The 23708-nt window shown below is 38.3% G+C and carries 22 protein-coding genes; 17 read left to right on the top strand and 5 right to left on the bottom strand.

The features are described 5' to 3' along the window. Positions 1–65: 65 nt before the first annotated feature. The 12 genes from L2B55_RS18810 (at position 66) to L2B55_RS18755 (ending at position 13787) form a co-directional block, all read left to right on the top strand. The gene (locus L2B55_RS18810; RefSeq protein WP_237848008.1) at positions 66–2216 is read left to right on the top strand and encodes a M1 family metallopeptidase; all 2151 of its coding nucleotides are present in this window, start codon (positions 66–68) and stop codon (positions 2214–2216) included. A gap of 162 nt (positions 2217–2378) precedes the next feature. After that, positions 2379–3215: an ABC transporter ATP-binding protein gene (locus L2B55_RS18805; protein WP_237848006.1), complete on the top strand. Its 837-nt coding sequence runs from the start codon at positions 2379–2381 to the stop codon at positions 3213–3215. Between the two features lie 3 nt (positions 3216–3218). Then, positions 3219–3890 carry a hypothetical protein gene (locus L2B55_RS18800; protein WP_237848004.1) on the top strand — a complete coding sequence of 224 codons (672 nt, stop codon included), beginning with the start codon at positions 3219–3221 and terminating at the stop codon, positions 3888–3890. A gap of 19 nt (positions 3891–3909) precedes the next feature. Then, on the top strand, positions 3910–4707 hold the full coding sequence (locus L2B55_RS18795; RefSeq protein ID WP_237848002.1) for a hypothetical protein: 798 nt from the start codon (positions 3910–3912) through the stop codon (positions 4705–4707). 30 nt (positions 4708–4737) lie between these two features. Then, entirely contained in the window at positions 4738–5541 is an 804-nt protein-coding gene (locus L2B55_RS18790; RefSeq protein WP_237848001.1) for a hypothetical protein, read from the top strand. Beyond that, complete coding sequence (locus L2B55_RS18785) at positions 5538–5918, top strand: GntR family transcriptional regulator (protein ID WP_237847999.1); 381 nt, start codon at positions 5538–5540, stop codon at positions 5916–5918. Before L2B55_RS18790 ends, L2B55_RS18785 begins: the two co-directional genes overlap by 4 nt. A gap of 4 nt (positions 5919–5922) precedes the next feature. Continuing rightward, the gene (locus tag L2B55_RS18780; protein WP_237847997.1) at positions 5923–6633 is read left to right on the top strand and encodes a hypothetical protein; all 711 of its coding nucleotides are present in this window, start codon (positions 5923–5925) and stop codon (positions 6631–6633) included. Between the two features lie 46 nt (positions 6634–6679). Next, positions 6680–7378 (top strand): hypothetical protein, encoded by a 699-nt coding sequence (locus L2B55_RS18775; protein ID WP_237847995.1) that lies wholly within the window; start codon positions 6680–6682, stop codon positions 7376–7378. A 445-nt stretch (positions 7379–7823) separates the two neighbouring features. Next, entirely contained in the window at positions 7824–8288 is a 465-nt protein-coding gene (locus tag L2B55_RS18770; RefSeq protein WP_237847993.1) for a ribosome maturation factor RimP, read from the top strand. Between the two features lie 65 nt (positions 8289–8353). Next, complete coding sequence (gene nusA, locus L2B55_RS18765; protein ID WP_237847991.1) at positions 8354–9592, top strand: transcription termination factor NusA; 1239 nt, start codon at positions 8354–8356, stop codon at positions 9590–9592. A 221-nt stretch (positions 9593–9813) separates the two neighbouring features. Continuing rightward, complete coding sequence (gene infB, locus L2B55_RS18760) at positions 9814–12918, top strand: translation initiation factor IF-2 (protein ID WP_237847989.1); 3105 nt, start codon at positions 9814–9816, stop codon at positions 12916–12918. 263 nt (positions 12919–13181) lie between these two features. Next, the gene (locus L2B55_RS18755) at positions 13182–13787 is read left to right on the top strand and encodes a hypothetical protein (protein WP_237847987.1); all 606 of its coding nucleotides are present in this window, start codon (positions 13182–13184) and stop codon (positions 13785–13787) included. 97 nt (positions 13788–13884) lie between these two features. Here L2B55_RS18755 and L2B55_RS18750 read toward each other — a convergent pair whose 3' ends face one another. The 5 genes from L2B55_RS18750 to L2B55_RS18730 are packed head-to-tail and all read right to left on the bottom strand — an operon-like array spanning position 13885 to position 19452. Next, the gene (locus L2B55_RS18750) at positions 13885–14676 is read right to left on the bottom strand and encodes a DUF4422 domain-containing protein (protein ID WP_237847985.1); all 792 of its coding nucleotides are present in this window, start codon (positions 14674–14676) and stop codon (positions 13885–13887) included. Continuing rightward, positions 14669–15790 (bottom strand): UDP-galactopyranose mutase, encoded by a 1122-nt coding sequence (gene glf / locus L2B55_RS18745; protein ID WP_237847983.1) that lies wholly within the window; start codon positions 15788–15790, stop codon positions 14669–14671. The genes L2B55_RS18750 and glf overlap by 8 nt, the downstream gene beginning before the upstream one ends. A gap of 32 nt (positions 15791–15822) precedes the next feature. Continuing rightward, positions 15823–16824, bottom strand: a complete 1002-nt coding sequence (locus L2B55_RS18740) for a glycosyltransferase (RefSeq protein ID WP_237847981.1) — start codon at positions 16822–16824, stop codon at positions 15823–15825. 31 nt (positions 16825–16855) lie between these two features. Next, positions 16856–18691 carry an ABC transporter ATP-binding protein gene (locus tag L2B55_RS18735; protein ID WP_237847979.1) on the bottom strand — a complete coding sequence of 612 codons (1836 nt, stop codon included), beginning with the start codon at positions 18689–18691 and terminating at the stop codon, positions 16856–16858. 8 nt (positions 18692–18699) lie between these two features. Then, positions 18700–19452, bottom strand: a complete 753-nt coding sequence (locus L2B55_RS18730) for a glycosyltransferase family 2 protein (protein ID WP_237847977.1) — start codon at positions 19450–19452, stop codon at positions 18700–18702. Between the two features lie 128 nt (positions 19453–19580). Here L2B55_RS18730 and meaB point away from each other — a divergent pair, with 128 nt between their 5' ends. From meaB to L2B55_RS18710, 5 genes are all read left to right on the top strand, one after another. Then, entirely contained in the window at positions 19581–20480 is a 900-nt protein-coding gene (gene meaB / locus L2B55_RS18725; RefSeq protein WP_237847975.1) for a methylmalonyl Co-A mutase-associated GTPase MeaB, read from the top strand. A gap of 367 nt (positions 20481–20847) precedes the next feature. After that, on the top strand, positions 20848–22104 hold the full coding sequence (locus L2B55_RS18720; RefSeq protein ID WP_237847972.1) for an OmpA family protein: 1257 nt from the start codon (positions 20848–20850) through the stop codon (positions 22102–22104). 77 nt (positions 22105–22181) lie between these two features. Then, positions 22182–22325: a DUF6728 family protein gene (locus L2B55_RS19005; protein ID WP_338092191.1), complete on the top strand. Its 144-nt coding sequence runs from the start codon at positions 22182–22184 to the stop codon at positions 22323–22325. A gap of 79 nt (positions 22326–22404) precedes the next feature. Then, positions 22405–22785 carry a RidA family protein gene (locus tag L2B55_RS18715; protein ID WP_237847970.1) on the top strand — a complete coding sequence of 127 codons (381 nt, stop codon included), beginning with the start codon at positions 22405–22407 and terminating at the stop codon, positions 22783–22785. 6 nt (positions 22786–22791) lie between these two features. Next, on the top strand, positions 22792–23703 hold the full coding sequence (locus L2B55_RS18710; protein WP_237847968.1) for an EamA family transporter: 912 nt from the start codon (positions 22792–22794) through the stop codon (positions 23701–23703). Positions 23704–23708 lie beyond the last annotated feature (5 nt).

Below are 23708 nucleotides of genomic sequence, written 5' to 3'. Positions count from 1 at the left end.
TTTTGAATATACAGCCGGGAGTTTTTTGTTTTCGGTTTACTTAAGAGAAACACATAGAATTTAGAATGATAAATAGAAAAGTACTAGTTTCGGCATTGTCTGCATCTGTAGCGTTGATGGCTTGCTCAGGAACAAAACATGTGCAATTGCCTGAAATGGTAATAAGTGCTAACTCAAACAATACACTTGAAAAAACAGATTCCTTACATCGCAATAGAAATTATTTTGCCACTTATACTACAATAAACGATTTAATTAATACCAAACTCGATCTCAAATTTAAATGGGATAGTGCTTTTGTTTATGGTAAGGCGGAGTTGAAATTAAAACCATATTTCTATCCAACCGACTCATTGAAATTAAGTGCCAAGGGCTTTAAGTTAAATGAGGTTGCTTTGCTTACCGGAGCTTCTAAGCAACCATTGAAATATGATTACGATGGGGAATCAATTCGAATTAAACTAGATCGAACCTATAAGCGTAATGAAGAATACACGGTATTTCTTGATTATGTCGCCATGCCCAATAAGCGCATTATAAAAGGAAGTAAGGCCATTACGGAGGATAAAGGTTTGTACTTTATTAATAATGACGGAAAAGATCCTAAAAAGCCGAAACAAATCTGGTCTCAGGGAGAAACAGAAGCTAACTCTTGTTGGTTTCCAACAATTGACGGTCCCCAGGAGAAACATACGCAAGAAATTGCTTTGACTGTTGATAAGAAGTACGTTACTCTTTCTAATGGAATAATGACTGGCTCTAAGCAGAATTCTGATGGTACCCGAACTGATAGCTGGAAACAAGACAAAATGCATAGTACTTATCTAACCATGATTGCAGTAGGGGATTTTGCTGTGGTAAAAGATAAATGGAGAAACGTTGAAGTAAACTATTACGTTGAACCTGAATATGAGAAATATGCAAGACTGATATTTGGCAACACTCCTGAAATGCTCGAGTTCTATTCAACAAAAATGGGAGTTGATTATCCATGGGACAAGTATTCACAAATAGTTGTTCGTGACTTTGTTTCCGGGGCGATGGAAAACACTACTGCTACGGTTCATTTTGATAAGCTTCAGATGACCGACAGGGAGCATTTGGATGAACCTCATGAAGATATCATTTGTCACGAGTTGTTTCATCATTGGTTTGGGGACTTGGTGACTTGTGAGTCTTGGCCAAATTTGCCATTAAACGAATCCTTTGCCACCTATGGTGAGTATTTATGGTTTGAACATAAATATGGAAGAGCTGAAGCCGATATCAAAAGTCAGATGGATATGATGGCTTACCTGAGTTCTAAAGACGACGCATCCAAAAACCTGATTCGTTTTAATATTGATGATCGTGAGAAAATGTTCGATCTGGTATCCTATCAGAAAGGTGGTCGTATTTTACATATGCTTCGCAAATATGTTGGAGACGAGGCTTTCTTTACAGCCCTAAAGAATTACCTTACTGAACATAAATATTCCACTGCCGAAGTGCATGATTTACGTATTGCTTTCGAGAAAACTACTGGAGAAGATTTGAATTGGTTTTTTAATCAGTGGTTTTTAGCATCGGGACACCCGGAAGTTAGTGTTGCTTCGGGTTATAATGATGCAGAAAAGCAGGTTGAAATAAACGTGGCCCAATTGCAAAACTTTGAAAAGTCTCCACTGTATAAATTGCCTATAGATGTCGATTTTTATTTCGAAGATAAGGTAGAACGCAAGCGGATTATAATCAATCAGGCTTCACAAAAGTTTACTTTTAAATTTGATAAAAAGCCTGATGTAGTAAATTTTGATGCCGAGAAAATGCTCTTAGGGATGAAACGGGAGACTAAAAATAACCAGGATTGGGTAAATCAATTTAATAAAGCCTCACTGTTTATGGATAAGATTGATGCCCTTTCCTACCTTGAGTACAATAGTACTAGTCCGGAAACTCAGGAGGTTTTTAAAAAGGCATTAACAGATAAGGCATGGGGTGTCCGCATTTTTGCATTACAAGCGTTAGCTTCTTTACCTGTAACTTCTTTGGAGACGTTTTATCCGTTGGTTCTAAATGCAGCCAAGAATGATGAAAAATCATATGTTAGGGCAACAGCGCTTGGCGTATTGAATCAACTGTATAAAACAAAGAACAATAAAGTGATATATCATGAAATGTTAAAAGATAAATCACCGCTTGTTGAAGAAACAGCTAAAAACTTGCTTGAGAAATAATTAGATCAAGGTTTTAGGATAAAGGCTTAAGCAGGCGAGGAGCTTGCTTAAGCCTTTTTTATACCCAGCCCTTAAACTTTTTTACAAGATTTTTTGCATTTATCAAACACTATCTTTACAATTGTAGTGTATTAGTAAACTATAACACTATATCAATTATCTATGATTACCATTAACCATTTAAACTTTGGCTATCACAAAAGAAAGCCTTTATTTACCGACCTTAACCTGGAGTTGAAGCCGGGGCACATTTACGGCTTATTAGGAAAAAACGGAGCCGGAAAATCGTCGTTGCTTCGCCTGCTTTGCGGATTATTGTTTCCTAAACAGGGGGAAATTACCGCGATGAGTTTTATTCCGGGGAAACGCCAGCCTGCATTTTTGGAACAAGTATTTTTCGTTCCTGAAGAAATTGATTTGCCACACTTGAGCGTGCAGCAATACTGTAATGTAAACGGACCGTTTTACAGCGCATTCAGCAAGGAGTATTTTTATGAATTGCTGAAAGAGTTTGAGGTGGATGCCGATGCTAAAATTAAGGACCTTTCGTACGGACAGCGTAAAAAACTGCTGATTGCATTTGCCGTAGCTACTAACGCGAAGTTTCTAGTGATGGATGAGCCAACTAACGGTTTAGACATCCCTTCAAAATCGCAGTTCCGCAAGATTATGGCCGGAGTGATTGATGAGGAGCGCTGTATTGTAATCTCCACGCACCAGGTACGCGATTTGGATAACCTCATCGATGCGGTAATTATTCTGGATGAAGGCAGCATTGTGCTGAACGATACCATGGAGCGCATTTCTGAGCGTTTGCTCTTTACCGTTGCCAAAACCATTGACGAGCATGCCAATGTTTTGTACCAGGAATCTTCCTTAGCCGGCTACCTGACTGTAGCTGAAAACCAATACGGCGAAGACAGCAAACCCGATATGGAGCTGCTCTTTAACGCCGCCACCGAGAATAAACAACATATCCGCAAAATCTTTAATAACTAAGCCATGAACTCTACGTTAAGTATGCATCGTTTGGGCCTGCTGTTTAAAAAAGATTGGGTCGAGAACTGGACGTCTTATCTGTTTATACTGACAGCCATAATTGCTATAATTCCTTTAATGTTGAAGATTGAAAATGTAGTAAAAAGGGGTAACGAGGAAATTGTTGCTGCTAATGTGAGCATGGGCCTGTTATTTATTACTACAGTCTGGCTTCCTATTCTACGCTTTAATCAGTTTTCAAAAAATGAAAAAGCGCTTAACTTTTTAATTCTACCAGCTACTGCTTTTGAGAAGTTCTTGGTGAATTGGGTTTATGCAATTCCTTTCTCAATTCTGCCTTATGTTATTATGCACCTGTATTTTTTTGAATATAAACTAAACCACTTGCATATAATAAATGATAGTTACATGGATTATTGGTTGTTATATGCGTCTGTTTTTTTTATAGGAAACTTACTTTTTAAACGCTATGCTGGAGTTAAATGCTTTCTATTGATAGCAGTCGTACTTTCTGCTATCCTAAAGTTTGGGGATACCATTGAAAGTCGGTGGTGCATAAAGACTGATTTTTTGTTTGGGTCCTTCAATTATTACATCGTCTCAGGCTTTTTGGTTGCAGTATCCGTGCTCATTTGGATACTGTGCTGGCAATTAATTAAGAAGAAACAGGCATAAATAGCTTATGGAAAATAATATGAACAAGATTTTAAGTATGCATCGTTTGGGCCTCCTGTTTAAGAAAGATTGGGCGGAGAACTGGAAGTTCTACCTTCTGGCTATACCGGTAATCATCATTCTTATTTCTTTATTTTTCTACATCACGGATGATATAAAAAGAGAAATTAATAATGGTCTTTCGTACGTGGGCCCACAGATGAAAAATTTTCAGTTTGGCCATGAGATGAAGTATTTAACCGGGTTAATCTTTCTTAGTGTGGTTGCAGCGATTTTACGGTTTAACAGTTTATCGCATAAATCTAAATCTATCGACTTTCTGCTACTACCGGCTACTGCCACAGAAAAAATGATCATTAACTGGGTATGGGTATTTCCCATCTTCTTTACGGTATACTCCATTTTGTACTGGGTGATGGATCATGCATTTATAACCGCTTATATCTCCATGGCTAAAGAAGCAGGGGTGGCAGTAACAGAGGTTAATAAAATTGTGTTTGTTGATTTGAAAACTGTCTGGGAACATCCGTCTGAGTTTTCATGCTACCCGATTTTTACTTCAATCTTTCTGTTGGGCCCGCTCCTGTTCAGAAAATATGCAGTGGTGATTACGATCATTTTGGCTGCAACAGGAGCTTATACCTATATGGACTTATTGAATTCCATGCAGCATTCACTCATTCCGGAATCAGTAAAGCAGGGCTTTAGCTATACCCTTCCGGGAGGGATTCGCCCTGATTACCTTCTGTTAATGTTTGTGATTCCTGCCTTGTTCTGGATCATCACCTGGATGCGGATTAAAGAACGTCAAGTTTAAATTAACATCATTCAATTAGTATAAATTGCTATGAACAACACATTTAGTTTGCAACGTTTTAAGCTGCTCGTCCTAAAAGAATGGGCAGAGAACCGAAGGCTTTACCTCTTTGCCATACCGCTTATTGCTATCGTTATTTCAATGTTCTTTTATTATATGGGAGATAATATCCAGTCGGCTATTAAACTTAGTTATAATACGCGTCATGACTCCTATACTTATCCGATTTGGCGTCATAAACATGAGGGTGTTTATAATATTGTTTTGATTCTGTTGAGTGCATGCTGGGCCAACATGCGGTTTAATCATTTATCAGGCAAGGCCAAATCCATTGGTTTTCTTATGCAGCCGGCAACCTGCTTCGAAAAATTCATTCTGAACTGGCTCTTGGTTTTTCCTGCTTTATTATTGGTATATACCCTGGTGTTTTGCATAATCGATTATTTCTTCATTAACGCTTATATCTCCATGGCCAAAGCTGGGGGTGCCGAATCATTACTTAAAGAGCTTGCCTATGTTGATCTGAAATATGCTTGGTTTGATACTGTAGCGTTGCTGGCTTTGTATTCAATCTTTACCTCCATCTTTCTCTTGGGGCCTTTTTTGTTTAAACGGTATGCATTTGTTAGCACCTTGCTGGTTGTTGCAGCCGGAACTTATGGATATGTTCAATGGCATGAGAATCGTGTGTATGTTTACGGATTACAGCAATTTCTGAAACTAGAATACCTCATGTCATGGCCCCACCAAATAGTAGTTATAGTCTGGGTGTTGATGATCCCTGCATTAGTTTGGGTAGCCACTTATTTACGCATTAAAGAACGAGAGGTATGAAATTTAGAGATCAACAGGCTATTTACCTGCAAATAGTGGAGTTTGCCTGCGAGCAGTTACTCCTGGGTAAATGGCAGCAGGGGCAGCGCATCCCCTCTGTACGTGAACTGGCGGTAGAGCTGGAAGTGAATCCTAATACCGTGCTGCGTGCTTATGAAATTTTACAACAAGAAGAAATTAGTATAAACAAACGAGGAGTCGGTTTTTTTGCTGCTGATAATGCCATTGAAAAGATTAAGGCCTATCGCAAGGAACAATTTATTGCGCATGAATTAATGCCTTTTTTCCGAAATCTGTATTTGCTGGATATCGATTTTGAAGAACTGAAAGCAAAATACGAAGCGTTTAAAAAAGAATACGACCCCACAACTACCTAAATCAATGAACAAGTCGATTAAATTATTAATAGCAACAGTACTCTTGCTGCTGCTGACTATTCCTTTACATGTGTATTGGATAAAAGCTAAAGGAACCGTTTTAGATACTGCGATTAAGCCGGGCTCGTTAAGCGGAAGAAAAATACGGGTACTTTGCGTGAAAAACCTAAAACCTGTAAATGGGCAAGGCGTTTATTTGACTGTTAAACAGGGAAGACACGAACAGGATGATGAGTTAACTTACTGGAATGATGATGGGGTTTATTCATTTCGTGGCGATACACTGTTTGTTAGTCAAAAGGTGGCCGCGGGTAAAGAAAATCAAACAAGTCCCGGAGTCTCTCAAACCATCAATGATTTGGTGAGTCTAACATTCGATGTTTTGCCTGAGGTAATTATTGCTGACAATGTGGAGAAGATAACGGTTGAAGGAGAGCAAGGACAGTGGAAAACACTGAGGATTAATGCCAGGAATGTTGATCAGATGAATTTGACCAATATTTCCATTGCCGAATTAACCATTAAGTCCCAAGTGCGGTCAGGTTTTGTTATAAAGGACGATGTAAAGATTAATCGGGCCAATATTGAGATGGACGGTACCTGTTCGCTCGATCTCGGTTCTGCTAAGATCAATAACGTTACCACTAAGCTCGGGCCAGATGTACAGCTTTCGGGCGATATGGAGAATGTTAAGAAGCTGCTGACTGCCCATTAATCAATATCTGTGTAAATCTGCTAAATCTGTGTAATCCTATTCAAACATGAAAAACTCAACAAAAATACTCTGTACAGCAGCTCTATTGCTGGTGTTCACTACACCCCTAAGAATATATTGGTTAGAAGCCGAGAAACAAAAGCATCCGGAAAAATCGGAAACAAAAGATATCGGATCTAAATTACAGAACAGGCCCGTACGGGTGTTATGTGTTAAAAATCTGATCGGTACAAAACAATGGGGAGTGTATTTGAAGCTTTGGATCGGAAAAAATAACCTGAGTCAGGGATTGCCAATGAATATTGCCGACAGCATGTCATTTGCCTATAAGCAGGATACGCTCTATGTAGAACAAAAGATCACAGGACAAAATCGATATGGCAACCGCGGCATCTACCACTTAGATCTTTCATTTGAAAAGATGCCCGAAGAGATTTTCGCAGATAATGTTGAATCGGTAGAAGTCAATGACTCTTTTTTTAGAAAGAAAATGACTGTTAAGGCAAAGGAATTGAAATCGCTAAACCTCTCTGTTCCTGGTGTTGATTCATTAATCGTCACCGCTAATGATTCTACGGATATGATTGTTCACATTGGAAATGCTACCTATGCAAAGCTGGATATCGGCGCGGGTTCTTCTATTAATCTTGCTAACTCCAAAATCACAACCCTAAAGGCCAACCTGGCACCCGATGTAAAGATTGGCGGCACGGTGGAGAATATTAAGAAAATGCTGGGTCAATAATGAGTTTACTTCGGCTTTGCGCCTTCGCACCTATGCTTGAGAAATAATTAGATCAAAGGTTAGGCTAAAGGCTTAAGTAGGTGAGGGACTTGCTTAAGCCTTTTTTCTGAAAATTAGATATGCGTTAGTGCAGGCAAGCCATCTTCCATGCTTATTGGTGCGTAAAATATTGATTATGCCAAACGGTTATATGATCAAAGTTTCCGAGGCTCTGATTGGGCCAAAACCGTAGAATTGTTAGCCACAATCAACTATTCTGCAGATTGTCAGGCAGAAGCAACTAAATAGCTCGTTGATTCACTATTTACTCATTTTATTGATGTAATTCATGATGCTAAACTCCTGATGCTAAAAGGTTTTGTAAGCAGAATATTTTTTATTACCTTTGCGTTGCAAAAAGAGAAAAGAGGGGACGGTGTCCCCTCTTTTGTTTATTATGTTGTAGATGAGCGTAGTAATTAACAGAGTAACAGCGTTAGTAGAAGAAAAATTAGACGGCACGGATTTATTTATTGTTGACATTAAAATGTTGCCAAACAATAAATTAATGATCTTGCTGGATGGCGATACGGGTGTGGGTATTGATCAATGTGCTGCAGTGAGCAGACACGTCGGATTTCATTTAGAAGAAGAGAATGCGATAGATCATGCTTATACTTTGGAAGTATCCTCAGCAGGGCTTGATTATCCGTTAAAGCACCAACGTCAGTTTGTTAAAAATATAGGCCGTACGGTAATTGTTAAGTTGAATGATGGGGCAAAAAGAGAAGGAAAGTTGCTGAGTTCAACAGAAAACGGAATTACCATTGAAGAAACGGTAAAAGAAAAAGGAAAAAAGGCACAATTGATTGAAAGCGAGCTAAGCTTTAATCAAATAGCTGAGGTGAAAGTAACAGTAAGTTTTAAGTAAACGATAATTCGTAATCAGTAATCACGCAGATTATTGGTTAGGGGTAAGGATCAACAATAATTAAAATGAGCAACATCAATTTGATAGACTCTTTTCAGGAGTTTAAGCAATTCAAGAACATTGACAGACCAACCATGATGAGCGTGCTGGAGGATGTATTCCGTAGCATGTTACGTCGTAAATATGGTACTGACGAAAACTGTGACGTGATCTTGAACACCGAAAACGGTGACCTTGAGATTTGGCGTACCCGCAAAGTGATGGAAGATGGTTTTTCGGAAGACGATGCATTGGAGGTAGAATTAGCCGAAGCCAAGCTCATCGATCCTGATTTGGAAGTGGGAGATGATGCCATTGAACAAATTACGTTGGAAAGCTTTGGTCGTCGAGCCATTTTGGCTGCCCGCCAAACATTGGTTTCGCGTATCATGGAGCTTGAGAAAGACGATATCTATAAAAAATATAAAGATCGTGTAGGCGAGATTGTGGTGGGTGAAGTATACCAGGTATGGAAAAAAGAGATTTTGGTTTTAGATGAAGAAGGTAATGAGCTTTTGTTGCCTAAAATCGAACAAATTCCTGCCGATTTCTACAAAAAAGGCGATAGCATTCGTGCTGTAGTTTTAAAAGTGGAAATGATCAACAACAATCCTAAAATTATTATTTCACGTACCGCTCCTGCGTTCTTGCAACGTTTGTTCGAGCTGGAAGTGCCTGAAATTTTTGATGGTCTGATCAGCATAAAGAAAATCGTTCGTGAGCCTGGAGAGCGTGCTAAAGTGGCTGTTGAGTCATTCGATGACCGCATTGATCCGGTTGGTGCTTGCGTGGGTATGAAAGGGTCTCGTATCCATGGAATTGTACGTGAGTTGCGCAACGAAAATATAGATGTAATTAATTACACTAATAACGCCTCGTTATACATCACACGTGCTTTAAGTCCGGCAAAAATTACATCCATCAAAATTAATGATGATAAAAAGCATGCTTCGGTGTACTTAAAGCCAGATCAGGTTTCTTTAGCAATTGGTAAAGGCGGACATAATATTAAACTTGCCGGTAAATTAACCGGATATGATATTGACGTATTCCGTGATGCTGAAGATGCAGATGAAGAGGATGTGGACTTAGAAGAATTCTCAGACGAAATTGATAGCTGGGTAATTGATGAATTAAAGGCCATCGGTTGTGACAGTGCCAAAAGTGTATTGGCTCTTTCTGTAAGCGAGTTGGTGAAACGTACTGATTTAGAGGAAGAAACAGTTAAGGAAGTATTGCAGATCCTTCGCTCAGAATTTGAATAAGAAATCCGTTCAGGCTTTTGCAATATAATTTGCAAAGGCCTGAGCTTAATAATAAGCTCTTTTTTATAAGTGCAGGTTGTTGAGATGATAACCATACGATTGCCTCTGCTAAAATGGCATGCAGTGAATCAAAAAATAAGTAAATCAGTTTAATTGAGTTAAAATAGCTGTTAACTGATAACTTATAACTATTTTTACAGTCGAAATTCTAAACAGAAGGAATGTCAGAAGACAAACAATATCAATTATTTAAAGTAGCCAAGGAACTGAACATCGGTTTGAATACAGCCGTTGATCACCTGAATAAGAAAGGGTATAAAGTGGATGCAAAGCCAACCACTAAGATCAACGATGAAATGTATGCAATATTGCAAAAGGAGTTTCAGCTTGGTAAAATTATTAAGGAAGAGGCGAAGCACATTCACGTGGGAAAGGTACGTCGTGATGAAGTATCGATAGATGAATCATTGCTTGAAAAGGTGAAGGTAAAAGAAGAAGAGCCTGAAGAAATTCTAATTAAGAATGTTTCATTGAATGCCCCGGTAGTTGAAAAGCCTAAAGTAGAAGCTCAGGAAGAGCCAAAACCTGAGCAAGAATCAGCACCGTCAGCACCTGCAATTACCCCAGTTTCAGGTTCTGAAGAGATTCCGGGAGTTAAGGTGGTAGGTAAAATTGATTTGGATGCATTAAATCCAAAGAAAAAGATTCATAAAGAAGAGCCTGCAGCTGTTGAGCCTCAGGTAGTTGCTGAAGAAAAAATGGAGAAACCTCAGGTAGTTGCTCAAGAGCCGGTTAAACCTGTTGAAGAGAATGTAAAACAGGAAGCCCCAGCTGCTAAGGTTGAAAAAGAAGAGCCTGTAGCAAGTTCAATTGCTGAAGAAGAAAAACCGGTTGTTGTAAAAGCTGAAATTCAGCATGAAGAAAGTATTACTCCTCATGTTGAAGAACCTTCAAGTCAGGAAACAATTAAAGAAGATGATGTAATTCGTGCCAGAGCTCAACGATTGAGCGGTCCGAATATCATTGGGAAAATACAGTTGCCGGTAGAGCGTAAAGGTCAGCCGGTAGCCTCTTCATCTGATAGCGACCGTCATAAACGTAAGCGCAAACGTAAAGATATTCAACCAGGAGCAGGAAACGCTCCACAAGGAGGGCAACAAGGTCAGGGTGGCCAGGGTCAAGGTCAAGGTCATGGCGGACAACGTCAAGGCCAAGGTCAAGGCGGACAGCGTCCGGGCCAGGGTCAGGGTCATGGAGGACAGCGTCCGGGCCAAGGTCAGGGCGGTCAACGTCAAGGACAAGGTCAAGGCGGTCAACGTCAAGGCCAAGGTGGAGAAAGACGTTTTGAAAACAGACCTGGACATCAACGTCCTGATAGCAGAGGCGCACATGCTCGCCCTGAAAAAGAAGAAGTAGATGAGAAAAAAGTTCAAGAGCAAATTAAGCAGACTCTTGCTAAGTTAACGGGAGCCGGTAAGCAAAATAAATTTGCCGCTGGTCGTAAGCACCGTCGTCAGAAACGTGATGATTATGCACAATCTCGTGAAGAGCAAATGATGCAAGATGAACTTGAATCGAAAATATTAAAGGTTACAGAATTCGTAACGGCTAATGAGTTGGCTAATATGATGGATGTACCGGTGACAAAAGTTATTGCAACATGTATGTCGTTAGGTATGTTCGTATCAATTAACCAACGTTTAGATGCTGAGACGTTAACAATCGTAGCTGACGAGTTTGGTTATTCTGTTGAATTTGTTTCTGCAGATGTGCAGGAAGAGATTGAGGAGGATGTTGACGATCCGGCAGATTTAGTAGGCCGCTCGCCAATTGTGACCGTAATGGGTCACGTTGACCACGGTAAAACTTCATTACTTGACTTTATTCGTAAGGCCAATGTAATTGCAGGCGAAGCCGGAGGAATTACCCAGCACATTGGTGCTTATGAAGTGAAGTTGGAGAGTGGCAAGAAAATCACGTTCTTGGATACCCCAGGTCACGAAGCCTTTACGGCCATGCGTGCTCGCGGAGCCAACGTAACCGATATTGCTATTATTGTAATTGCGGCAGATGATGCGGTAATGCCTCAAACCAGGGAAGCAATCAATCATGCAATGGCCGCGAATGTTCCTATTGTTTTTGCATTTAATAAGATAGATAGAGAAGGAGCTAATCCCGACAGAATTCGTGAGCAACTTTCTGCAATGAATATTTTGGTTGAAGAATGGGGAGGTAAATATCAGACTCAGGAAATTTCAGCTAAAAAAGGTTTAAATATCGACCTGCTACTCGAGAAAGTATTGCTTGAAGCAGAAATGTTAGATTTGAAAGCCAATCCGAATCGTAGGGCGGTGGGTACGGTTATTGAAGCGGCCTTAGATAAAGGACGCGGTATCGTTACGACTGTTCTGATTCAAACGGGTACATTAAATGTAGGCGATCCAATTTTGGCAGGCTCTCACTCGGGTAGGGTAAAAGCGATGTTTAATGAAACTGGTGCCAAAATTTCAAAGGCAGGACCGTCAACACCTGTGTTGGTATTGGGTATGCAAGGTGCGCCGCAAGCTGGAGATAAGTTTATTGAAGCTAAAACAGAGCAGGAAGCTAAAGAAATTGCCAATAAGCGTACTCAATTAATGCGTGAGCAAGGTTTACGTACGCAAAAACATATTACTTTGGATGAGATCGGTCGTCGTTTGGCTATCGGTAACTTTAAAGAGCTTAATATCATTGTTAAAGGTGATGTGGATGGTTCGGTTGAGGCTTTATCAGATTCATTGCTGAAACTTTCAACAGAGGAAATCCAGGTTAATATCATTCATAAATCGGTTGGTCAAATCTCTGACTCAGATGTATTGCTTGCTTCGGCTTCTGACGCAATCATCATCGGTTTCCAGGTTCGTCCATCAGCCAGTGCGCGTAAGCTAGCTGAACAAGAGCAGATCGATATCCGCATGTATTCGGTAATTTACAAAGCTATCGAAGAGATTAAGGCGGCAATGGAGGGTATGCTTTCTCCAGAAATTGAAGAGAAGATTGTTGCTAACGTTGAAATTCGTGAAACCTTCAAAATCAGTAAAGTGGGTACAATTGCCGGATGTATGGTACTGGATGGTAAAATTCACCGTAACAACAAGATCAGGATTGTTCGTGATGGCGTAGTTGTTCACAATGGTGAGTTAGACTCTCTAAAACGCTTTAAAGATGACGTTAAAGAGGTTGCAACGGGTTACGAGTGTGGATTGAATATTAAAGGCTTTAATGATATTAAGGTTGGCGATATTGTAGAAGCGTACGAAGAAGTGGAAGTTAAACGTAAACTTTAATCAAACTTATTAGAATATAGTAAAGTGCCCAGCTTAATAGTTGGGCACTTTTATTTTAGCCTGTTATTAACACAGAGTTTCGCATTGTAACTTGAATGTAGATTATCAAAAATAACCATAGGTTTATTTTGGTTTTTATTACTTTTGTCACACATTCTATTTATAGAAGAAAAATTGTTGATTGTGGTTTAGGCCTACTGGGTCTTTAGCAAGTCTTAATCATTTTTCTTAATAAAAGCGTTAACATCTTAATTAATAACTTCATGAGTTTAAAACAGCAACCCTATCTATGTATTTTGGTTTTGGCTTTTATAGCTTTGTCATGCAAATCTTCAAATGATCCTATTGAAGAAGTTAAACCTCAAGAACCAAAGATTATTTACGATTTGGTAAATGTCAAATATTCGCTTTCTGCAGATGATAAAGTGACACTTGTTCCGTTCCCTACTTATTCTAGGACTATGGATAACAGGTCTTCAATTCCACAATCTTTATCAATTAATCTTTCAAAAGACTATAATGAAACATCTGATTTTACTAACGTTGATGGTTTTGATATGACAAGACTAGAACGGTCAAAGGTTGGTGTTCCGCGTTTTAATGGGACTCAAGCAGAGGTAGGAGTGTTGTCATTGCCCAAATGGACCTTTGGGGAAAAGTCGGAATTAGAGAGGGAAGTCGAACAGACTGTTACAGTGGAGGTGCCGGCAAATAGTAAGGTTACAGCTAATTTAATGATAAATATGTATAAACTCTCGGCAAATTATACAGCTACACTTAAAAATAAGCTAAATGGCGAAATTAAAACAATTTCCGGAAAGTGGTATGGACTTCAATCAGGAGAAGCACAGATAGAAATTAAACAATAAGTATGTATAATTAATTACATTCTCTTTAGCAAATTTAGCTCTTACCAAAAGTAAGAGCTAAATTTTTATCTGTCAAAAACAAAGGAAGCTCAGTGAATTACTTATTGTCAAATACAGCCACAGGAAGATAGGCTATCTTCAGTTTGTTATGGTGTACATACAGGTTGATCAGACGCTCTGATAGGAATCCGAATACCCGTTTTTGATAAGGGTCATCACTAACTTTAATCCTGTTTTTTACTTCCAGTAAAACATCAAATAACCAGGTAAGGTAGGCATCCCAAATTTTCCATGGAGCGATCATCATATTGAAGAACGACATAGTGGTAGAATTATTAAACGTAGGAATGCTCTTTAAATAATCAGGGTATTTTTCAGTAATAACATCAATTGTTGTTTTCCAGTCATTTTCAAAATGGTCAGTTGAATAATGTTCTTCAAGCGTTAACTTAACCCCATTTCTTTTGGCTATTACCATTGGTTTGGGTAAAATAACATCACTTGTTTGCAATATTTCTTGCATCTGGGTATATAGCTTTTGGCTAACTACATTGTCCAGATTTTGCTGGTCAATAATTTTAGTGTAGGTTCTTTTATTTTTAAAAGTTGCATTGAACCAGTTTTCTGTTGTGAAATAACGACGATAATGACACATGCCCCAAATATCACAACGAGATCGGTCTTCGTTTTTCCAAATCCAATATTGAGCAGTTAATTCACAGAATGTGCTATTTAATTCAGATATATTATCGCCTGTATTATCTTCAAGGAAATCCAGCTTTTGATTAGAAAGGGCCTTGCCTGCATGTATAGGAATAACAAAGTTTTCTTTAGGCTGAATAAAAGGCTTGTGAAAAACGCTATAGAGTTTTATTGACTTGTCAATCATTTTGAAATTCTTTTTTTACTTTGGTTAGTGCTGATGCAATTACTTGATGCATATCATAATAGCGATATTCAGCCAGACGGCCACCAAAAATTACTTGTGGAGTTTGATTGGCCAGCTCCTTGTATTGTTTATATAAACTGTCGTTTTTCTCGTTGTTTACAGGATAGTAGGGTTCTGCCTTCTTATGCCAAGAAGCAGGGTATTCTCTAGATATTACAGTCTTGTCTTGTTGGCCAAACTCAAAATGCTTGTGTTCAATAATACGGGTAAAAGGAGTGATAGCGTCTGTATAGTTCATTACGGCTACACCCTGATAATTACTGGTATTAAGGGTTGCTTCCTCAAATCGGAGACTTCTATACTCAAGTTCTCCAAATTTATAGTCAAAAAACTCATCTATTTTACCGGTAAATACAATCTTATTGGCCTGTTGCTCCCAATAGGCTCTGTCATCAAAAAAATTGATATCTGTTTTGCATTCAATGTCCTTCAATAAGCCATCAATTATTTTATTATAACCGCCAATGGGAATTCCCTGGAAAGTATCGTTGAAATAATTATTATCGAATGTAAAGCGAACCGGAAGTCGTTTAATGATAAATGCTGGCAGTTCTTTACATGGTCTGCCCCATTGTTTCTCCGTATAACCCTTAATCAGTTTTTCATAAATATCTGTTCCAACCAGTTTAATAGCCTGTTCTTCTAAATTAGCTGGCTCGTCAATGTTCAGGTTTTCAGTTTGCTGGCGAATGATTTCCTGAGCCTCCTTTGGGGTGCGGACCTTCCATAACTCATAAAACGTGTTCATGTTGAAAGGAAGGTTATAAAGTTCCCCATTATAATTGGCTACAGGAGAATTTATATAGTTGTTGAATGAGGCAAATTGGTTGACGTATTGCCAAATCTCTTTATCATTAGTGTGAAAAATGTGAGCTCCATAAGAATGTACATTAATTCCCTCAACTGATTTGCAATGTACATTTCCACCCAAGTGATTGCGTTTATCTATTACCAAGCATTTAAAGCCTCTTAAATTAGCTTCGTGTGCAAAAACGGCTCCAAATAAACCGCTTCCTACAATTAAGTAATCGTATTTGAATGAATGATTATTCATGGTTAATTAAAGTGTAGAGTGCTATAGCGAGATTATGATTTCTTTAATTTAAGTTGTAAGTTTTGAATTTCTTCCATAAACGTATGAAGCTCAGCTTTACTGTCTTTTAGCGCCTGAATGTATCCTTGATTATATGTTAAGCGAGGAGTCCTTCGCGTTGAAGTTGGACTAAACAGGGTTTGTTTAATCATTTTTGTGTAAGCACCAATAAGCTGACGGAGGTAATAAAATTTATCCATCTGTTTATTGGCATGAACCAACTTATATAAGTTTAAAATGGGTTGTGCTGCGCCAATTCCCTTGCGCATTTCACATAAATAGTCAAAGTTTAAGCGTTTTGAAGTTAAGTAATGTTCAAAGGTTAGGTCGTCATTATAACCTATGTTAACATCCATAAACTGAAGGGCAAAAACCAACTCGGTATCTTCTCCTGCAAGTAAAATGGAGCCCTTTCTTCCTATGAGTTTAGGTTCAAATCCGGAATCATACAGCTTCTGCAAATAGGATTTTCGTAAAGCAATACCTGCTCCATACAGGTTTTTTATGACCGACTGAGCTCCCTTCTGTTTACCAACTGCATAGTTTATGGCATATTTGTCAAACCATTTCGGTTTCTCTGTTTCAAATACGGGGATACCTCTTCCCCCTAATGCAGCTAGTTTTTGATCGTTTTCAAATTCGTTAATTACTGTTGCAACGTAATTCTCGTTTAAACGATTATCATCATCACAAAAAATTAAAATCTCTCCAGAGCTTACACTTTTGCCTTTCTCTCTGGCATTCATTAATCCGGCATTAGGCTCTCGTACCACTAGCAATTTAAAAGGAGATCCTAATTGTTTCCATTCATTTTCGGCGAATTCAAAAGTGTTGTCAGAACTATTGTTGTCAACAACAATTATTTCCCAACTAAATGGTTCAGTTTTTTTCTGCAAAGAGAGTGCTTGCAGGGTTGGCCCTAATAATTTGCTGCTGTTGAAGCAACAAATTATGACACTTAGTTTAATTGGGTTGTGTTGATCGATTGTGGTCATTAAAATGGCAAAAAACGTTGGTTAGTTCGAATTATGCTTCCGCACCAAACGACTGCATGTTAATTAGTTTATAGTATAGCCCTTCTTTGGTCAACAACTCCTGATGGGAGCCTTGCTCAATTACTTTACCTTTTTCAAGCACAATAATTTTATCAGCGTTTTGGATGGTGCTTAAGCGGTGAGCAATTACTAACGAAGTGCGATTTTGCATTAAACGATTTAAGGCATCCTGCACCAGTTTCTCTGATTCAGTATCCAGAGCTGAAGTTGCTTCATCCAATAACATTATAGGAGGATTCCCTAAAACAGCACGTGCAATACACAATCTTTGGCGCTGGCCTCCAGATAATTTAGCGCCTCTGTCGCCAATATTGGTTTCATAGCCATCTTCAGTTTCCATAATAAAGTTATGGGCATTGGCAATTTTGGCGGCCTCAATTACTTCTTCCAAAGTTACATTGGGTTTTCCAAAGGCAATATTGTTAAAGATTGTATCATTAAATAAAACAGACTCTTGTGGAACCAGGCCGATTTGAGCCCTGATGGAGTCAATTTTAAGATCTCTTATGTCTGCGCCGTCGAATAAAATCGAACCGCCGTTTACATCATAAAAGCGAGGCAGAAGGTCACATATTGTGGTTTTGCCACTGCCGGAAGGTCCAACCAAGGCAACGGTTTCTCCCTTATTTATTTCAAACGAAACTTTATCCAGTACTATTCGGTCGGTGTACGAAAACTCGACATTTTGTAATTCAATTTTATTGCGGAATAATTCTGCGGTAATTGCAGTCGGTTTGTCTACTATTTGAGGCTTGGTGTCAACAAGCTCTAAGACACGCTCTCCTGCAGCCAGTCCTTGGTTAATATAGGTGAATGCTTCGGAAATAGCCTTAGCCGGACGGGTTACTTGTGAAAACGCCGCGATATATCCTATAAATTGAGCCGCTGTTAAGCCAGACTGTCCATGCGTGATCATGTATCCCCCATATAATAAAATTCCGGCTACAGTAACAATGCCTAAAAATTCTGAAATAGGAGAGGCCAGCTGCTGGCGACGAATCATTTTATAGTTTATTCTTGAGTAATAAATATTCTCATCTTTAAATTTCTGCTTAATAAAAGGTACGGCATTGAAAGCGTTAATGATTTTGATGCCAGAAAGAGCCTCATCCAAAAAGCTAATCATATTTGAATAGCTTTCTTGTAGTGATTGTGCTTGTTTTTTTAAGCGTTTTACCAATGCCGCTATTGCAATACCTGCAATTGGAACTGCAAGAATTGAAAAGAGCGTTAATTTAACCGAAACGGTAAACATGAAAATGAAATAAGCAATAAGCTGCAACGGGTCGCGGAAAATTACCTGCAATGTACTTGTTACTGTAAATTGCACAACCTGAACATCGGAAGCTACTTTTGAGATAATATCTCCTTTTCGTTCATTGTTAAAAAAGCCGACATTCATGTTCATCACATTTTCAAAAACGCTAACCCGAAGGTTTTGCATGGTATGAACACGAAGCTCTTCCATGAAACGCTGAGAAAGATATCGGAATAGATTGCTTAAAAAAGCTGAACAAACAATTATTACACTAACAAACTTTAACGAACCGTAAATTCCATAAGTTCCTTTTGCTTGATAAAAATGATAATAGAAAAGGGTTTTAAAGTATTCAAATGAATATTGGAATTCTGGTTTAGTTAAAATAGCCTTTGTATTGTCTTCAGAGAAAAGCGCTTGGAGTAAAGGTATTAATAAAGCAAAATTTAATGTACCGAATATCACAGCTAATATGGTGGTGAAAATATAAGGTACCGCATATTTCCCAATTGGTTTAGCGAATGAAAGTAGTCTGAAATAAGTTTTCATCCTTTGTATTATTTTGAAGTAGGCTTAAAAGCCAGCTTGTATTTTAAAAATGTATAATAAGAACCGTAAGCGTTTACAAAAAAGCCTTGCTTCCCATCTAAAAAACCTCGCTTAAAGAAGTAGTTCTTTATAAAATAAAAAATGGGGCTAGAGATTGCTTTGAACAACAGGTAGGGTTTGGATTTACCCTTTCTGTCGGCGGCACCTAATTCCGCGTATTTTAAATATTTCTTTATCAGGTCTTCTTTTTGGTAATACGAATAATGCAGTAAATCGCCTTTTAAATGGTTTTTTTTGCAATCAGGCGGAATTAAAAGATCTTCATGTACAGCAGAAGCATTCCAGCTGATAGATTTTGGATAAATCCGGTCTTTGGTGTCCGGGTACCAATCTCCATGCTTAATCCACTTTCCGCAAAAACTGGTTAAACGATTAAATGAATAAACTCCTTCAAATCCTTTATTTTTTTCCTTTAGTATAGAATCCTTAAGTTCAGCAGAAATAGCTTCATCAGCATCAATTGAAAGGATATATTCATTTGCTGCGTTTTCAGCGCCAAAGTTTTTAGTAGGACCATAACCCATCCAATCAACGCTGATGAATTTAACCGGATATTTTTTGCAAATTTCAGGAGTACTGTCGGTGCTTTTTGAATCAACTACAATAATTTCATCAACCCAGTCAGTCAATGATTTAATGCATCGTTCAATGTTTTTTTCCTCATTATAAGTTATTATAACAGCACTTAGTTTTTGTGGCATTTAATTGTTGAAAAATTAGCTTACAAAGGTAGAAATAATAACCAATCTGAACCATACCTTCTAATTGACAATTAGTGGGAGTGTTTCAGCGGATATTTTCTTTACTTTGAGTCTGAAAACATGCTTGAATGACTCACGATTTGCTAAACAAAATAAAAAAGGGTGATTTTAGGGCTCTTTCAAGAGCTATTAGCTGGGTTGAAAATGAAATCCAAGGTGCCGAAGAACTCTTACTTAATTTGGATTTGTCACGTAATGTTCCTGTAATTGGTATTACCGGCCCTCCGGGAGCGGGTAAAAGCACACTGGTTAACAGGCTGATTTCTACTATAACCCAACAAGGAATGCGAGTAGGGGTCGTTGCTATAGATCCAACTTCTCCATTTAATTTAGGGTCACTATTAGGCGATCGCATTCGGATGGCTGAACACTTCAATAATCCTAATGTGTTTATTAGGTCATTGGCTACGCGAGGATCTTTGGGCGGTTTATCCGCAAAAACCATTGAAGTGGTTGATGTAATGAAAGCAGCGGCGTTTGATTTCATAATTGTTGAAACAGTGGGAGTAGGGCAGTCAGAAGTAGAAATTGTTGGGTTAGCAGATACAACAATTGTAGTTCTGGTTCCGGAGGCGGGAGACGAGATCCAGACCATTAAATCAGGATTAATGGAAATAGCAGATATTTTCGTTGTAAATAAAGCAGATCATGTTGGGGCTGATACATTTGCCCGTAATCTTCAAAAACTTGTTCATCAACGTCCAGCCTCGCTATGGCAGGTTCCTGTCATTAAAACAATTGCCGATAAAAACGAAGGGGTTGGGGATTTGTTTTCCCGCATTGAGCAGCATTATCCTTTAGCAGAAAATGAAAAAAAGCCATTTCTAATGCTGGAAAAGGCTTTCCGGATAATTCAACATAGAAGAATGCATGATATCGATAAAACTCAATTGTTAAAAGAAGTAACTATTGGGCTAAGTAAACCAGGATTTAATTTATATCGATTTATTGGCAATTATGACTCTTAAGATTATAAATCATAAGGAATGTAATAAGGTTAAGCTAGAAATAATTGATAGATATTTTAGGTTTAAAAATTAAATTATTGTTAATAAAATCGCCTTAAATTGCAAAAAGTTAAGACAATATTTGGTTGCGCACATTAATTTTGTTACATTAATATTTTGAAAGCAGTGTGTTAAAATCAAATTGCAGACAGTTGCCTTAGAAGTAAAGTATTAGTTTTGTTTTCCTGATGAAAGAATAACTTTGAGTTAAAGCTTGTATGATTTTTGGCTAAGTTATGTAATTAATGAAAATATTCTATATTTGCCTAGCATTTATGCTATATATTTAAACTTGAACAATATATATCTAACTAATATTTGATCGACTATGAACAAATCTACTTTTAAAAAGGTAGCAGCTTTAACGCTGGTTGCAGCATTTAGCGGGCTATCTGCGTTTGCCCAAGATGGTGGCGCGAAAGTGTTTGGCGGGGCCAAACAATTCAACACATGGTCAATTGGGGTTAACGGCGGTGTTAATGCTCCTGTTATCTTCTTAGGTGGCCATAACGATTACAATGAATGGGATGCAAACTTTGGTTACGGAGCGTACATTCAAAAGCAAATCACCCATGCATTTGCCTTGAAATTGGACTACCAAGGAGGTAAAGTATCAGGTTCCTACAACCCAAATGAAAACGGACAGGGCAACCCTGGTTTCTCTTCGTTTGAAACAACCATTAACTATGCAGCTTCCTTACAAGCACAAATCGACTTGACCAGCTTGTTGTGGAAACGCGACAGCAAAGTGGCGTTATACGTGCAAGGTGGTTACGGTTTAACCGGTTACAAGCCAGATAGCGAAACCCGTACTGAGCAGTTCTTCCCAGTAGGTGGTGGTTTGAAATTCAAATTATCAGAGCGCATTGGTTTGGACTTAGGTTACACCATGAACTTCCTGGATGCGGATAACTTGGACAGAACCTGGTATGGTTCAGCTAACGACAAATGGTCGTACGGTTATGCAGGTTTGAACTTCAGCTTGGGTAACAAATCGAAGAAAAACCTAGATTGGGCAAACCCTTATGCCTTGATGTATGATGAGTTGAAAGACGATCAATTACGTCAGGAAGTTGAAGCATTGAAATCACGTGTAGCCGCTACAGAAGGTGATGTATCGAACATGAAGAAAGATTCTGACGGAGACGGCGTATCGGATGTGTTTGACAAAGAGCCAAATACTCCAGCAGGCAACGTAGTTGACGGTGCAGGTCGTACCATCGTGTTCCCTAAACCAGAGCCTACAGCCGCAGTAGCTGAGCAAAGCAACACCATTCAATTCGACTTTAACTCAGACAAATTACGTCCAGAGTCAATGGGTGCGATTGAAAACATGGCGAACGAATTGAAAGCTTCAGGCGGTAAAATGTTGTTAGAAGGTCACGCTTCAGCAGAAGGTACCGAAGCTTACAACATGGACTTATCAAAACGTCGCGCAAGTTCAGTGAAAAAAGCTTTAGTGAAAGCCGGAGTAAAATCAGGTAACATCACAACTAAAGGTTACGGCGAAACTCGTCCGGTAGCATCGAACGACACTGAAGAAGGTCGTCAGAAAAACCGTCGTGTTGAATTCAAAGTTCAATAAGTAGAAGACGATAAAATTTTATAAAAAAGGGAGTCCTGATTATTATCGGGACTCCCTTTTTTATAATTTTGCATAATATGTTGTACTACTTCCGAAAAAAAGATCCCAATCGTCCAACTAACTTCAATATTAAAGTAATGCATTGGATCAATAGGATTGCCATTATCATGTTTCTGGCAGGGGTTATTTATAAGCTTGTTGAAGTTTTTTTAATTAAATAGACCTTATTCCTATATACATAATTCATTCAGAATTTGAAGAGATCAGTACGCAAAATCTATTCTAATATTATAATCATAAATGAAGTCTATAGTAAAAACAGAAAATGCGCCTGCACCAATTGGGCCTTATAATCAGGCTGTATGGGCAGGGAATATGTTATTTGTATCCGGACAAATTGCAATTGTACCTGAAACCAATGAAATTGTATCTGGTGATATAAATAAAGAAGCTCATCAGGTTATGAAAAATTTGAGTGCGATTTTGGAAGCCGCAGGTTTAACTTTTGAAAACGTGGTTAAAACAGGTATTTTCTTGAAAAACATGAGCGATTTTGCGATCGTTAATGAAGTTTACGGAAGCTATTTCAGTGGAAATTATCCTGCTCGTGAAACTGTTGAGGTAGCGTGCCTGCCCAAAAATGTGAATGTCGAAATATCTGTTGTTGCTGTAAAACTTTAAGGCCAATTGGAGCAAAAACAACAGTATAAATATTTTTTAGCCGGATTTATTTCTCCGGTAATTTGGGGTTTCTTTGCCATTGTGCTAAGAAACCTCAGTCTTTTTCCAGCTCAGCAGATCCTGGATTACCGCATCTTTACTTCACTCGCTGTTTTAGTGCTGGTTATTCTGATATTCAGAAAAAGACAATTGAGAGCGGATATTTATCATTATAAAGAGAACGTTGCCAACAAAAGCCACCTCTGGAGAATCGTTATTCTATCCTGTATATTGCTTACAGGCAATTGGTTGTCGTTTATTTATGTTATAAACAATGTGAGTGTTCAAGCTGGAGCATTTGCTTATATGGTTTGTCCATTACTGACAGCAATTGGCGCTTTCCTGATTTTAAAGGAACCGCTAAGTAAATTAAAATGGCTTGCCATTGGAATAAGTCTGATAAGTTCAGCTATTTTGGGATGGGGGCATTTAAGTGATGTACTTTGGTCTTTTTTTGTAGCTATATTATTTGCCGGATATCTTATAGCGCAGCGTAGTATTCAAGGGTTTGACAAACTAAACTTGTTAGGAATACAGTTATTGATTTCCTGTGTTTTTATCCTGCCTTTAGAGCTATTGAACCCGCATGAAATTCCAGCATCTTTCAATTTTTGGATAAACATTGTAATCATAGCAGTTGTATTTACGATTATACCTTTGTTTTTAAGTTTGTTTGCTATGATTAAAATTCCAGCGTCAACAGCCGGAATTCTTATCTATGTTAATCCAATTATTGCTTTTGCTGTTGCTTATTTCTATTTCCACGAGGGATTTTCTCTGCAAAAATTGATATCATACAGTTTGCTGGCAATTGCAGTAATGCTTTTCAATTTGGAGTACATTAAGAAACTTCTTCCCGTTATGAAATTGGAGAAATAATCTTG

It is taken from the genome of Solitalea lacus, assembly GCF_022014595.1.
Classification (GTDB): domain Bacteria; phylum Bacteroidota; class Bacteroidia; order Sphingobacteriales; family Sphingobacteriaceae; genus Solitalea; species Solitalea lacus.
Note: the sequence above shows the minus strand (reverse complement) of the source record. Positions and strands in the feature narration are given on the sequence as shown.

Bases quoted from the DNA above. Each gene is read 5' to 3' on its own strand.
- L2B55_RS18790 (WP_237848001.1), top strand. From the start codon at position 4,738: ATGAACAACACATTTAGTTTGCAACGTTTTAAGCTGCTCGTCCTAAAA.
- glf (WP_237847983.1), bottom strand. From the start codon at position 15,790: ATGAATAATCATTCATTCAAATACGATTACTTAATTGTAGGAAGCGGT.
- L2B55_RS18730 (WP_237847977.1), bottom strand. From the start codon at position 19,452: ATGCCACAAAAACTAAGTGCTGTTATAATAACTTATAATGAGGAAAAA.
- L2B55_RS18750 (WP_237847985.1), bottom strand. From the start codon at position 14,676: ATGATTGACAAGTCAATAAAACTCTATAGCGTTTTTCACAAGCCTTTT.
- L2B55_RS18735 (WP_237847979.1), bottom strand. From the start codon at position 18,691: ATGAAAACTTATTTCAGACTACTTTCATTCGCTAAACCAATTGGGAAA.
- L2B55_RS18810 (WP_237848008.1), top strand. From the start codon at position 66: ATGATAAATAGAAAAGTACTAGTTTCGGCATTGTCTGCATCTGTAGCG.
- L2B55_RS18720 (WP_237847972.1), top strand. From the start codon at position 20,848: ATGAACAAATCTACTTTTAAAAAGGTAGCAGCTTTAACGCTGGTTGCA.
- L2B55_RS18775 (WP_237847995.1), top strand. From the start codon at position 6,680: ATGAAAAACTCAACAAAAATACTCTGTACAGCAGCTCTATTGCTGGTG.
- L2B55_RS18755 (WP_237847987.1), top strand. From the start codon at position 13,182: ATGAGTTTAAAACAGCAACCCTATCTATGTATTTTGGTTTTGGCTTTT.
- L2B55_RS19005 (WP_338092191.1), top strand. From the start codon at position 22,182: ATGTTGTACTACTTCCGAAAAAAAGATCCCAATCGTCCAACTAACTTC.
- L2B55_RS18770 (WP_237847993.1), top strand. From the start codon at position 7,824: ATGAGCGTAGTAATTAACAGAGTAACAGCGTTAGTAGAAGAAAAATTA.
- L2B55_RS18715 (WP_237847970.1), top strand. From the start codon at position 22,405: ATGAAGTCTATAGTAAAAACAGAAAATGCGCCTGCACCAATTGGGCCT.
- L2B55_RS18795 (WP_237848002.1), top strand. From the start codon at position 3,910: ATGAACAAGATTTTAAGTATGCATCGTTTGGGCCTCCTGTTTAAGAAA.
- L2B55_RS18740 (WP_237847981.1), bottom strand. From the start codon at position 16,824: ATGACCACAATCGATCAACACAACCCAATTAAACTAAGTGTCATAATT.
- L2B55_RS18785 (WP_237847999.1), top strand. From the start codon at position 5,538: ATGAAATTTAGAGATCAACAGGCTATTTACCTGCAAATAGTGGAGTTT.
- L2B55_RS18800 (WP_237848004.1), top strand. From the start codon at position 3,219: ATGAACTCTACGTTAAGTATGCATCGTTTGGGCCTGCTGTTTAAAAAA.
- nusA (WP_237847991.1), top strand. From the start codon at position 8,354: ATGAGCAACATCAATTTGATAGACTCTTTTCAGGAGTTTAAGCAATTC.
- L2B55_RS18805 (WP_237848006.1), top strand. From the start codon at position 2,379: ATGATTACCATTAACCATTTAAACTTTGGCTATCACAAAAGAAAGCCT.
- L2B55_RS18780 (WP_237847997.1), top strand. From the start codon at position 5,923: ATGAACAAGTCGATTAAATTATTAATAGCAACAGTACTCTTGCTGCTG.
- meaB (WP_237847975.1), top strand. From the start codon at position 19,581: ATGACTCACGATTTGCTAAACAAAATAAAAAAGGGTGATTTTAGGGCT.
- infB (WP_237847989.1), top strand. From the start codon at position 9,814: ATGTCAGAAGACAAACAATATCAATTATTTAAAGTAGCCAAGGAACTG.